The following is a 12,346-nucleotide window of genomic DNA, read 5'->3' on the forward strand; positions in this document are numbered from 1 at the left end:
GCGGAATGTGGTGGAGATAAAACAAACCCCCGCGCGGCAGGGCCGGGCGGGGGTTCGTCATGCCGGGGAGGCGATCAGACGCTGTAGTACAGGTCGTATTCCAGCGGGTGCACGAAGGTGCGCACCTTGATCTCTTCCTCGGACTTCAGCTCGATGTAGGCATCGATGAAGTCGTCGGAGAACACGCCGCCCTTGGTCAGGAAGGCGCGGCCCTTGTCCAGCTCTTCCAGGGCTTCCTTCAGGCTGCCGCACACCTGCGGGATCTGCTTGGATTCTTCCGGCGGCAGGTCATACAGGTTCTTGTCGGCGGCGTCGCCGGGGTGGATCTTGTTCTGGATGCCGTCCAGGCCGGCCATCAGCAGGGCGGCGAAGCACAGGTAGGGGTTGGCCGCCGGGTCCGGGAAGCGCGCCTCGATGCGGCGGGCCTTCGGGCTGGTGACGTACGGGATACGGATGGAAGCGGAACGGTTGCGGGCCGAGTAGGCCAGCATGACCGGGGCTTCGAAGCCCGGGACCAGACGCTTGTAGGAGTTGGTCGACGGGTTGGTGAAGCCGTTCAGGGCCTTGCCGTGCTTGATGATGCCGCCGATGAAGTACAGGGCGGTCTCGGACAGGCCGGCATAGCCTTCGCCCGCGAAGGTGTTCTTGCCATCCTTGGAGATGGACATGTGCACGTGCATGCCGGAGCCGTTGTCGCCATACAGGGGCTTGGGCATGAAGGTCACGGTCTTGCCGTAGGCATCGGCGACGTTGTGCACGCAGTACTTCAGGGTCTGCACTTCGTCAGCCTTGGCGACCAGGGTGTTGAACTTCACGCCGATTTCGTTCTGACCGGCAGTGGCCACTTCGTGGTGGTGCACCTCGACGACCAGGCCCATTTCTTCCAGGGCGTTGCACATGGCGGTACGGATTTCGTGGTCGTGGTCGACCGGCGGTACCGGGAAGTAGCCGCCCTTCACGCCCGGACGGTGGCCCTTGTTGCCGCCTTCGATGTCGGCGTCGGTGTTCCAGGAAGCCTGCTCGGAGAAGATCTTGAACATCGAGCCAGAGATGTCGGACTTGAACTTCACTTCGTCGAAGATGAAGAACTCGGGCTCCGGACCGACGAACACGGTGTCGCCGATGCCGGTGGACTTCAGGTATTCCTCGGCGCGGCGGGCGATGGCGCGCGGGTCGCGATCGTAGCTCTGCATGGTGCTCGGCTCGATGATGTCGCAGACCAGGATCAGGGTCGGTTCTTCGGTGAAGGGGTCGAGCACGGCGGTGCTGTCGTCGGGCAGGAGGATCATGTCCGAGGCCTCGATGCCCTTCCAGCCGGCGACGGAGGAACCGTCGAACATCTTGCCATGCTCGAAGAAGTCGTCATCCGCGTCGCGGGCCGGCATGGTCAGGTGCTGCTGCTTGCCTTTGGTATCGGTGAAGCGCAGGTCAATCCACTTCACATCGTGTTCTTTGATCAGTTGAAGCGACTTCGACATGGTGTCCTCCAGGGGAATCGATCTGGGGGTTCGCCAACCAGGCTGACGCCCCAGGGGATAGGTGATGCCGGGGCGGGATCATCCGTCAGGGCAACCTGCCTCACAAGGGAGCAATTAGTGTGCCAGCGCACCCGAATGCACCGGAGTTGGCGGGTGGCGCGGTTCTGATGCGCTTTCCGCGCCTGCGCACGCACGATAAACGCACCAAGCTGGTGCGCCCCGTAAAGGTCCGGCGCAAATTGGTGCGGCCCATGGGCCCCTGCAAATTCTTGATCAAGGGGTGAGCAATTTCCGGTATACTCCGCGCCCCTCTTTTTCGGCTCTTCCCGCCAGCGTTCTTCATGAAACTCATCGTCAAGCCCTTCGCGGAAATCACCATCAAGAGCCGTCCGGTGCGCAAGCAGTTCATCCGGCAGCTGGCCAAGAATATCCGCGCGGTGCTGAAGGACCTGGATCCGGCCCTCAGCGTCGAAGGCGAGTGGGACAACCTGGACGTGATCACCGCCGTCCGGGATCGCCGTGTGCACCAGGCCATGTTCGAGCGCCTGCGCAACATGCCGGGCATCGCGCATTTCCTCGAAGTGCATGAATACCCTTATGTGGACTTCGACGACGTCTTCGAGAAGTGCCGCGAGCACTATGGCGATCAGCTGGCCGGCAAGCAGTTCGCCGTGCGCTGCAAGCGTGCCGGCAATACCCACGATTTCACCTCGGTGGAGCTGGCCAGCCATGTGGGCAGCCGCCTGCGCCGCGAGTGCGGCGCGGCGGGTATCGACCTGAAGCATCCTGACGTCGAGGTGCGCTTCGAGGTGCGCTACGACCGTTTGCTGATCATCCATGCGCAGCACGAAGGCCTGGGCGGTTACCCGCTGGGCTCGGTGGAGCAGGTGGTGGTGCTGATGTCCGGTGGCTTCGATTCCACCGTGGCCGCCTACCAGATGATGCGCCGCGGCATGCTCAGCCACTTCTGCTTCTTCAACCTCGGCGGCCGCGCCCACGAGCTGGGGGTGATGGAAGTCGCCCACTACCTGTGGGAAAAATTCGGCCGCTCGCACCGCGTGCTGTTCGTCAGCGTGCCATTCGAGGAAGTGGTCGGCGAGATCCTCGGCAAGGTCGACAACAGCCAGATGGGCGTGGTGCTCAAGCGCATGATGCTGCGCGCCGCCAGCCAGGTGGCCGAGAACCTGCACATCGACGCGTTGGTGACCGGCGAGGCGATTTCCCAGGTGTCCAGCCAGACGCTGCCGAACCTGTCGGTGATCGATTCGGTCACCGACACCCTGGTGCTGCGCCCGCTGATCGCCGCGCACAAGCAGGACATCATCGACACCGCCACGCGCATCGGCACCGCCGAGTTCGCCAAGCACATGCCCGAATACTGCGGCGTGATCTCGGTGAACCCGACCACCCGTGCCAAGCGCAGCCGGGTCGAATACGAGGAAAGCCAGTTCGATATGGCCATCCTCGAACGGGCCATCGAGCGCGCCCGTTTCGTGGCCATCGACAAGGTCATCGACGAACTCGGCCAGGATGTGCCCGTGGAGGAGGTCCGCGAAGCGCTGCCCGGGCAGATCGTGCTGGACATCCGCCACCCGGATGCCGCCGAGGACGAACCCCTGCAGTTGCCGGGCGTCGAAGTCAGGGCCATGCCGTTCTATGCCGTCAACAGCCAGTTCAAGGATCTCGACGCCAATCGCCAGTACCTGCTGTATTGCGATCGCGGCGTGATGAGCCGCCTGCATGCCCACCACCTGCTCAGCGAGGGGCATGCCAATGTGCGCGTTTACCGTCCGGCCTAAGCAGCCGGGCCTGTTCGGTGGCAGCATTCGCCACCGCCCTCCCGACCTGTCCTGAACCTTGTTGATCTGGCCTCCGCTCATGTCGAGCGGGGGGAACGCCTTCAGACGGGGGGCCGCCTGCCCGCCGTTTACATCGAGATAGAACCGTGATCGAAAAACTCCGCAACATCGCCATCATCGCCCACGTCGACCATGGCAAGACCACCCTCGTCGACAAGCTGCTGCGCCTGTCCGGTACCCTGGACCGCAAGGAGCTGGAAAACGAGCGCGTCATGGACAGCAACGACCAGGAAAAGGAACGTGGCATCACCATCCTGGCCAAGAACACCGCGCTGAAATGGAACGACTACAACATCAACATCGTGGACACCCCCGGCCACGCCGACTTCGGCGGTGAAGTCGAGCGCGTGATGTCCATGGTGGATTCCGTGCTGCTGGTGGTCGACGCCCAGGACGGCCCCATGCCGCAGACCCGCTTCGTGACCCAGAAGGCCTTCAAGGCCGGCCTGCGCCCGATCGTGGTGGTCAACAAGATCGACCGGCCCGGCGCGCGTCCGGACTGGGTTGTGGACCAGATCTTCGACCTGTTCGACAACCTGGGCGCCACCGACGAACAGCTGGACTTCCCGATCGTCTACGCCAGCGCCCTGAACGGCATCGCCGGTCTGGACCATGAGAACCTGGCAGACAACATGGACCCCCTGTTCCAGGCCATCGTCGACCACGTGCCGGCGCCCCAGGTCGACCTGGACGGCCCGTTCCAGATGCAGATCTCCCAGCTGGACTACAACAGCTTCCTCGGCGTGATCGGCGTAGGCCGCATCAAGCGCGGCAAGATCAAGGCCAACACCCCGGTGGTCGCCATCGGCGCCGACGGCAAGAAGCGCCAGGGCCGCATCCTGAAGATCATGGGTCACTCCGGTCTGCAGCGTGTGGAGGTGCCGGAAGCCGAAGCCGGTGACATCGTCTGTGTGTCCGGCATGGAAGAGCTGTTCATCTCCGACACCCTGTGCGACATCAACAACGTCGAGGCACTGCCGCCGCTGACCGTCGACCAGCCGACCGTGAGCATGACCTTCCAGGTCAACGACTCGCCGTTCGCCGGCAAGGAAGGCAAGTTCGTCACCAGCCGCAACATCAAGGATCGCCTGGAGAAGGAACTGCTGCACAACGTGGCGCTGCGCGTCGAGCCAGGTGATTCTCCCGAGAAGTTCAAGGTTTCCGGTCGCGGCGAACTGCACCTGTCGGTGCTGATCGAAACCATGCGCCGTGAAGGCTTCGAACTGGCCGTTGGCCGTCCGGAAGTGGTGATCATCGAGAACGAGGCCGGCGAAAAGCAGGAGCCCTACGAGAACGTCACCATCGACATCGAAGAGCAGCACCAGGGCCCGGTGATGGAACAGATGGGTCTGCGCAAGGGCGATCTGACCAACATGATGCCCGACGGCAAGGGCCGTGTGCGTCTGGAATACACCATCCCTGCGCGCGGCCTGATCGGCTTCCGCAATAACTTCCTGACCCTGACTTCGGGCACCGGCATCCTGACCTCGACCTTCAGCCACTACGGTCCGATCAAGGCCGGCGAAGTGACCAACCGCCAGAATGGCGTACTGGTTTCCATGGCTACCGGTACCGCGCTGACCTACTCGCTGGAAACCCTGCAGGCCCGCGGCAAGCTGTTCCTCGAGCCCGGTCAGGAGATTTACGAAGGCCAGCTGTGCGGTATCAACAGCCGCGACAACGACCTGGTGATCAACCCCACCAAGGGCAAGAAGCTCGACAACATGCGTGCGTCCGGCAAGGACGAAGTCATCGCCCTGGTGCCGCCGATCAAGTTCAGTCTGGAACAGGCGCTGGAATTCATCGACGACGACGAGCTGGTGGAAGTGACGCCGAAGTCGATCCGCCTGCGCAAGAAGTACCTGAACGAAAACGACCGCAAGCGCTTCGAGCGCAGCAAGGTCTGATTTAGCCAGGGCTGAAATGAAAAACCGCCGGTAGCGATACCGGCGGTTTTTTTATGCTTATTGGCAAGGGCGGATCTTCATGGCGCTGGCGTTCAGGCGCGATGTTTTGCCCATGCCCCATGCCCCATGCCCTGCGCAAGCCGCGCCACTTTGCGCGAGTACTCAATCCCGCGCGCCCACTGCCAGGCCTTCTTCGCTTTGGCCCACGAACGCAGCCCAGGAGTCGCTCACGTCCTGCCGGCGCTCGCCCGCGCCGATCGGCAGGCTCACCGACTTGCCGGCGCCGACCGGGCGCAGATTGCGCCAGCCCGCCTGGTCGCCCTTGGCGCGCACCAGGCGACGGTTCACCGATTTGTACGGCGAGTTGTACTGCACATGCTCGGCATTGCGGTAGGCGATCTCCGGCCGGGACATGAACTCGATGAAGCGCCAGGCCTGCTCGGCCATTCGCGACTTGGCCGGCACCACCAGGGCATCGACATACAGGGTACTGCCCTCGTCGGGGATGAAGAACTCCAGGCGCGGATGCGCACTGAGCATGGCGCGGGCATCGCCCTCCCAGGCCATGGCGATGCACTGGCGACCGGCAGGGACGTCCTCCAGATAGGCCAGGTTATCCACCTTGTTCAGGTGCGGTCGCAGATCGACCAGGGCTTGCTGGAAGGCATGCAGGTCGCGTCCGGAAGGCCGCTCGGCCAGCGCGCCGCGCCAGTTCATCCAGATGGTGAAGAACTCCGCCCGAGCATCCAGGATGGACGCGCCACAGCTGGACAATCGCGCCAGGGTTTGCGGATCGAGCAACAGGCCCCACGAGGTTCCCGGCGCATGGCCGAGCGCCTGCGCGACGCGTTCGCGATCCATGACGATGCCGACGCGGCCCCAGAGATAGGGCATGGCGTAGCGCCGACCGGGATCGGTGCTGCTCAAGCGGCTGAGGATCAGCGGATCGATGTCTTCGTACATCGGCAGCGAGCGTATCGCGATGGGCTTCAGCAAGCCGTCTCGGATCAGGCCTGGCAGGTAATGACTGTCCGGCACCAGCACATCCGGCGGGAACTCCTGACGCAGCAAGGCATCGGCGTCTTCATCGGTTTCGAAGGTGCGGTAGTCGACCGGGATGCCGGTTTCTGCGGTGAACTGGGCGACCAGATCGGGATGGATATAGTCGTTCCAGTTGGCGACCACCAGAGCCGGGGAGGCAGTGGCCAGCGAAGTGAAGAGCAGCGGGATCAGCAAAGCGAGGCACCGCTTGAGCGGGCATGGCGAATGAACACGTGCAGCCAACATCGACGTTCCCTTTTGTCTGGCCAGGAGGGCCGGCGTTCCAGGCCGGAGCGCGGAGACTAGCGTGCCATGATGGCCTTTAGCTATGGACTTTGGTCGAGGTGCGGCAATTAGGGGTAGGGGGCGGTCGAGACGGCAGTGTCACGCCGACCATGGCGTAATGCCATAGCCCTTGCGTTCGTGCGTAGAATCCGCCTCCGGAACAGGTAGTCACAGGTCGGATTCAGATGGAACGCGAAGGAAGCTACGACACCGGCGTCACCGGCCTGGTGCTGTCCGGCGGCGGCGCGCGCGCGGCATATCAGGCCGGCGTGCTGAGGGCAATTGCCGAGCTGCTGCCCGATGCCACGCACAATCCCTTTCCGGTCATCGTCGGTACCTCGGCCGGGGCGATCAACGCCGTGGGGCTGGCCTGTGGCGCGCTGCAGTTTGGCGAGGCGGTAGAGCGCATCCGCACGGTCTGGCACAACCTGCATTGCGATCAGGTGTTCCGTAGTGACTGGCCTGGTCTGTTCCTGCAGGCCGGGCGTTTCGTGCGACGTGGCCTTCTCGGGATGCGCCGCGACAAGCCCCTGTCGCTGCTCGACAGCTCCCCGCTGCGCGGCATGATCGAGCGGGAGATGGATTTCAATGGCATAGCCGCGGCGATCCGCCAGCGCAGCCTGCGGGCGGTGGCGGTCACTGCGTTCAGCTACGATTCCGGCCATGCGGTGACCTTCTACCAGGGGTGGGGCGCGATCGATCCCTGGTTCCGCCATCGGCGGGTCGGTGTGCCGACGCGCCTCGGCGCGGATCATCTGCTGGCCAGTGCGGCGATTCCCCTGGTATTCCCTCCGGTGCGTCTCAACCACGAGTACTACGGCGACGGTGCGGTGCGCCAGGTGGCGCCGATCAGCCCGGCGCTGCACCTGGGCGCCACGCGTATCCTGGTGGTGGGGGTAAGCAGCAACCCGGAGCGGGACGATGCCGCGGCCCCGGCCAGCAACCAGCCGCCGAGCCTGGCGCGCATCGGTGGCCACCTGCTCAACAGCACCTTCGTCGACAACCTGGAGTCGGACATCGAGCTGCTGGAGCGCCTCAACCATATCGGGCAGATCCTGCCGCCAGGGCGCGAGAGGCGGCAGCTGGGCTTGCGCAACGTGGATGTGCTGGTGATCAACCCCAGCCAGCCCCTGGAGCCCATCGCCGCGCGGCACCGCAAGGCCCTGCCACGCTCGCTGCGCACCTTCCTGCGCGGGCCGGGCGCGACCCAGGCGGGTGGCGCCGGCGTGCTCAGTTACCTGCTGTTCGAGCCGGACTACTGCAACGAACTCATGGAGCTTGGCTACCGGGATGCGATGGCGCGGCGGGATGCGCTACGCGCCTTTCTGGGAGTGCAGCAGGCGCAGCCTGTTGCGGAGCTGGGCGTGCCGGGCTGACGGGGGCGCACCGGTGGGTCGGATGAATTGTGCGGGGCGAACAAGGGTCTAGTCTGGGTGAGTGCGTTACGAACAACGCTCTGGAAGTTGTTCCGACAACCCTGACAGGAGTCGCTTCATGCCCTTCCGACACCCTCTGGGCCTCAGCCTGCTGCTGGTCCTGCCCACGCTTTCCCTGGCCTCCCCCTATTCCCAGCTGGTGATCTTCGGCGATTCGCTGAGCGACAGCGGACAGTTCCCGGACCTGCTCGGTCCGTTGGATGGCGTCGAGCCCATCGGCGGGCTGCGCATGACCAACCGCACCGGTCCCACCTATCGCGACAATCGAGACGAGGCATTCGCCGCCGTCGCGCCGCAGTATCTGGCGCAACGTCTGGGCCTGGCGGCATTGCCGTCCACTCCGGCGCTGCAGAACAACGACAACCCCGACGGCACCAACTATGCCGTGGCCGGCTATCGTACCGACAACATCCTCGATTCGATCATCGAGCCCGATGGCTCGGTGGTGGAGCGCGCCGGTGTCACCTTGCGCGAGCGTGACGGCTACCTGGTCGATAAGCCGAGGGTCGACCCCAACACCCTGTTCCTGATCAACGGCGGTGGCAACGACCTGTTCCAGGGTCGCGTGGTGGATGCCGCCAGCGCTGCGGTCGCGTCTGCCGACCTGGTGACCGGGGTCGCGGCGCTACGCCAGGCCGGAGCGCGCTACATCATTGTCTCGGATCTGCCGGACGTGGGCCTGACGCCTGCCGGCGCCGCGTCCGGCGATCGTGCCCAGTGGAGTAGTCTTTCCGCTGCCTTCAACCAGTCGCTACGCGACCAGCTGGCTGTCCAGGGAGCTTCGGTCATTCTCCTCAACGTACGTGGGCTGGTGGCGGAGGTGGTCGCCGATCCGGCGCGCTTCGGCTTCGATCCCGCCGTGGTACAGACGGATGTCTGCTTCAACGGCAATCAGTGCCAGATGGATCCCACCTGGGGTATCACCAGTCCGACCGCTGATCCCGATCGGCTGATGTTCTACGACGGCGTGCACCCCACCACCGCCGTGCATGCCATCAATGCCGACTACATCCATTCGATCCTCTCCGCACCGTGGGAAATCAGCCTGCTGCCCGAGATTGCGCTGGGCGGTCTGATGTCCCATCAGCAGCAGCTGCGTCACGAGTGGCAGTCTGCGCGTGGCGATTGGCAGCGTCGGGGTGACTGGCACACCTTTGTCGCGGCCACCGGCCACAGCCGCGATTTCGAGTCGGGCGCCGCGGTGAGCGAGGCGGACAACGACGGCCTGGGCATCACCCTCGGCAGCAGCTACCGGCTGGCCGACGCCTGGCGTTGGGGCTTCTCGCTGGGCCTGCAGGATCAGCGCCTGGAAACGCCGAGCGACTCCAGCTACAAGCTGGATGCCTACCTGCTGAGCACCTTCCTGCAGTACCAGCGCAGCCGGCTGTGGGCCGATGTCGGCCTGACCTACGGCAAGCTCGACTACCGCGACCTGGAGCGGCGCTTCGCGCTGGGCATCAGCGAGCGGGTGGAAAAGAGCGAGACGGACGGTGCGGTAGGCGGCGCCACGCTGCGTCTGGGTTATGCCCTGGGGCGCCGTGGGGCCTGGTCGTTCAGCCCGTTCATCAGCGCCGAGTATGCGCGGGTGGAGATGGATGCCTGGCGGGAACGCGGCGACAGCTCCAGCGCCTTGCGCTACGACGACCAGACCCGGGACAGCAAGCGCGCCGGTGTCGGGGTGGAGGCGCGCATTGGCATTGGCAGCCGTTCCGAGCTGTTCGGTGAGGTGGCCTGGGAGCGGGAGTTCGAGGACGAAGCGCGGGTGGTCGACATGGGGCTGGTGTCGGTGCCCGGCTTCGACTACGGCCTGCAGGGCTACACCCCGCATCGCGACCACACCCTGGCGACCCTTGGCGTGGCCACCGAGATTGGTCAGGCCTTCCAGGTGCGTCTGGCCTATCAGCTGCGCGACGCCGAAGAGCGCCAGCATGGCGCCAACCTGTCGCTGACCTGGGGCTTCTAGCTGGCCATATCCCAGCGACTGCGGTCCCGCAGCTGCCGCGAGGCGACGTAGCGGGGCCGGCCGCTGGTGTCCTCCAGTTCGGTGAGGCCGGCCAGCTGGCTGACGATGCGATAGCGGCGGCCGGCGGACTTGTCGGTGAGAGGGTAAAGCTGGGCGATGTGCTGGGCCAGTTCGGTAAGCGTGCTCATAACTGCTTGCGCTGCCAGGAATGTTGGCAGCGTATGTACAGGACGCAGGTTACAGCTTGAGGTCAGGGCGTGGGGGTGATGCGCGGCTGTGAACTGGCTTTGAAGATGGTGGGCCCGCTGGGACTCGAACCCAGGACCAAAGGATTATGAGTCCTCTGCTCTAACCGACTGAGCTACAGGCCCTCAGCAGGAGGGGCGGAGTATAACGGTCGCCTCGCCCGGGGCCAACTGCTTGAGCCACAAACGAAAACCCCCGGCAGGGCCGGGGGTTTGTCGATCACTCGTCGAGGAACGAGCGCAGGTGTTCGCTGCGGGTCGGATGGCGCAGCTTGCGCAGCGCCTTGGCCTCGATCTGGCGAATCCGCTCGCGGGTGACATCGAACTGTTTGCCGACTTCCTCGAGGGTGTGGTCGGTGTTCATGTCGATGCCGAAACGCATGCGCAGCACCTTGGCTTCGCGGGCGGTAAGGCCGGAGAGCACGTCACGGGTCGCTTCCTTGAGGCTTTCCACCGTGGCCACCTCGATGGGCGACTGCATGGTGGCGTCCTCGATGAAGTCGCCCAGGTGCGAGTCTTCGTCGTCACCGATCGGGGTTTCCATGGAGATCGGTTCCTTGGCGATCTTCAGCACCTTGCGGATCTTGTCCTCGGGCATCTCCATGCGCTCGCCCAGCTCTTCCGGCGTGGGCTCGCGACCCATTTCCTGCAGCATCTGCCGGGAAATGCGGTTGAGCTTGTTGATCGTCTCGATCATGTGCACCGGGATACGGATGGTGCGGGCCTGGTCGGCGATCGAGCGGGTGATCGCCTGGCGAATCCACCAGGTGGCGTAGGTCGAGAACTTGTAGCCGCGACGGTATTCGAACTTGTCCACCGCCTTCATCAGGCCGATATTGCCTTCCTGGATCAGATCGAGGAACTGCAGGCCGCGGTTGGTGTACTTCTTGGCGATGGAGATCACCAGACGCAGGTTCGCCTCGACCATTTCCTTCTTGGCGCGACGGGCCTTGGCCTCGCCGATGGACATGCGGCGGTTGACGTCCTTGATCTCGGCGATGGTCAGGCTGACCTCGTTCTCGAGGTCGATCAGCACTTGCTGGTTGCGCTTGATGTCGTCCTGCAGGTTGCCAATGGCTTCGGCGTACTTGGCCTTGCCCTTGGCAATCTGGGTACTCCAGTCGAGGTCGACCTCGTTGCCCGGGAACAGCTTGAGGAAATCGGTACGCGGCATGCGCGCGTCGCGCACGCACAGCTGCATGATCGCGCGTTCCTGCTGACGCACGCGCTCCAGTGCGCTGCGCACCTTCTCGACCAGGGCGTCGAACTGCTTGGGCACCAGCTTGATCGGCATGAACAGCTCGGCCAGGGCGAGCAGTTCTGCAACGCTGGTCGGATGGCTGCGGCCATGCTTGGCCAGAGCCTTCTTGGCGACGGCCAGCTGCTCGGCAACGGCATTGAAGCGGCGGGCGGCTTCTTCCGGATCCGGACCGCCATCGGTCTCGGTTTCGTCGTCGCTGCTCTCGCTGCTTTCTTCTTCCTCGTCCTCGTCGTCCTTGGCGGCGGGGGTTCCGCTCTTGACGATGACCGGCTCGACTTCCTCGGCCGGCAGGGTGCCGTCATCCGGGTCGATGTAGCCGCTGAGAACATCGGACAGGCGGCCGCCTTCGCTGACCACGCGCTGGTACTCGGCGAGGATGCCGTCGACGGCGCCGGGGAAGTGGGCAATGGCGCTCATCACTTCGCGCAGGCCTTCCTCGATACGCTTGGCGATCTCGATCTCGCCTTCGCGGGTCAGCAGCTCCACGGTACCCATCTCACGCATGTACATGCGCACAGGGTCGGTGGTGCGGCCGATGTCGCTTTCCACAGCCGCCAGCGCGGCCGCCGCTTCCTCAGCGGCAGCTTCGTCGGTATCGGCTTCGGCCAGCAGGAGGGCGTCCGCGTCGGGGGCCGTTTCGAAGACGTTGATCCCCATGTCGTTGATCATGCGGATGATGTCTTCCACCTGTTCCGGATCGGAAATATCCTCCGGCAGGTGGTCGTTGACCTCGGCATAGGTTAGATAACCCTGCTCGCGGCCGCGGGCGATCAACTCTTTCAGGCGAGATTGCTGTTGCGCTTTTACGGACATGGCACCCTATCCACTGACGGTCTGGCGGGCTGAAAACAAGCCGGGGATTATAGCCGAA

Annotated in this window: 8 protein-coding genes and 1 tRNA gene; 4 read left to right on the forward strand and 5 right to left on the reverse strand. The window is 64.4% G+C overall.

Features of this window, described 5'->3' with window-relative positions:
* Positions 1 to 74 precede the first annotated feature (74 nt).
* Positions 75 to 1,478, reverse strand: a complete 1,404-nt coding sequence (glnA, locus tag SF06_RS15765; protein ID WP_027590616.1) for a glutamate--ammonia ligase — start codon at positions 1,476 to 1,478, stop codon at positions 75 to 77.
* Between the two features lie 341 nt (positions 1,479 to 1,819).
* Between glnA and thiI the strand changes: the two genes are divergently transcribed.
* The gene (thiI, locus tag SF06_RS15770; RefSeq protein WP_039562555.1) at positions 1,820 to 3,277 is read left to right on the forward strand and encodes a tRNA uracil 4-sulfurtransferase ThiI; all 1,458 of its coding nucleotides are present in this window, start codon (positions 1,820 to 1,822) and stop codon (positions 3,275 to 3,277) included.
* A 146-nt stretch (positions 3,278 to 3,423) separates the two neighbouring features.
* Complete coding sequence (gene typA / locus SF06_RS15775; RefSeq protein WP_027590618.1) at positions 3,424 to 5,244, forward strand: translational GTPase TypA; 1,821 nt, start codon at positions 3,424 to 3,426, stop codon at positions 5,242 to 5,244.
* 162 nt (positions 5,245 to 5,406) lie between these two features.
* Here the strand turns inward: typA and SF06_RS15780 are convergent, their stop codons facing one another.
* Positions 5,407 to 6,480, reverse strand: coding sequence for an extracellular solute-binding protein (locus tag SF06_RS15780; protein ID WP_052199851.1), 1,074 nt, complete (start codon positions 6,478 to 6,480; stop codon positions 5,407 to 5,409).
* Positions 6,481 to 6,755: 275 nt separating this feature from the next.
* Between SF06_RS15780 and SF06_RS15785 the strand changes: the two genes are divergently transcribed.
* Together SF06_RS15785 and SF06_RS15790 are read left to right on the forward strand one after the other, a co-directional pair.
* Positions 6,756 to 7,946 carry a patatin-like phospholipase family protein gene (locus SF06_RS15785; protein WP_039562556.1) on the forward strand — a complete coding sequence of 397 codons (1,191 nt, stop codon included), beginning with the start codon at positions 6,756 to 6,758 and terminating at the stop codon, positions 7,944 to 7,946.
* A 118-nt stretch (positions 7,947 to 8,064) separates the two neighbouring features.
* Positions 8,065 to 9,969, forward strand: coding sequence for an autotransporter domain-containing SGNH/GDSL hydrolase family protein (locus tag SF06_RS15790; protein WP_039562558.1), 1,905 nt, complete (start codon positions 8,065 to 8,067; stop codon positions 9,967 to 9,969).
* On the opposite strand, the gene SF06_RS15795 is transcribed toward SF06_RS15790, so the two are convergent.
* The 3 genes from SF06_RS15795 to rpoD all read right to left on the reverse strand — a co-directional run bounded on the left by SF06_RS15795 (position 9,966) and on the right by rpoD (position 12,288).
* Positions 9,966 to 10,157 (reverse strand): hypothetical protein, encoded by a 192-nt coding sequence (locus SF06_RS15795; protein ID WP_039562560.1) that lies wholly within the window; start codon positions 10,155 to 10,157, stop codon positions 9,966 to 9,968. The two genes, SF06_RS15790 and SF06_RS15795, sit on opposite strands and share 4 nt — an antisense overlap.
* 106 nt (positions 10,158 to 10,263) lie before the next feature.
* Positions 10,264 to 10,340: transfer RNA gene (locus SF06_RS15800), tRNA-Ile, on the reverse strand.
* A 94-nt stretch (positions 10,341 to 10,434) separates the two neighbouring features.
* Positions 10,435 to 12,288, reverse strand: a complete 1,854-nt coding sequence (rpoD, locus tag SF06_RS15805; RefSeq protein WP_039562561.1) for an RNA polymerase sigma factor RpoD — start codon at positions 12,286 to 12,288, stop codon at positions 10,435 to 10,437.
* Between the last annotated feature and the right edge of the window lie 58 nt (positions 12,289 to 12,346).

The organism is Pseudomonas flexibilis (assembly GCF_000802425.1).
Classification (GTDB): domain Bacteria; phylum Pseudomonadota; class Gammaproteobacteria; order Pseudomonadales; family Pseudomonadaceae; genus Serpens; species Serpens flexibilis.

Coding starts and splice junctions, on each gene's coding strand:
- glnA (WP_027590616.1), bottom strand. CDS start 1,478: ATGTCGAAGTCGCTTCAACTGATCAAAGAACACGATGTGAAGTGGATT.
- thiI (WP_039562555.1), top strand. CDS start 1,820: ATGAAACTCATCGTCAAGCCCTTCGCGGAAATCACCATCAAGAGCCGT.
- SF06_RS15785 (WP_039562556.1), top strand. CDS start 6,756: ATGGAACGCGAAGGAAGCTACGACACCGGCGTCACCGGCCTGGTGCTG.
- SF06_RS15790 (WP_039562558.1), top strand. CDS start 8,065: ATGCCCTTCCGACACCCTCTGGGCCTCAGCCTGCTGCTGGTCCTGCCC.
- SF06_RS15795 (WP_039562560.1), bottom strand. CDS start 10,157: ATGAGCACGCTTACCGAACTGGCCCAGCACATCGCCCAGCTTTACCCT.
- rpoD (WP_039562561.1), bottom strand. CDS start 12,288: ATGTCCGTAAAAGCGCAACAGCAATCTCGCCTGAAAGAGTTGATCGCC.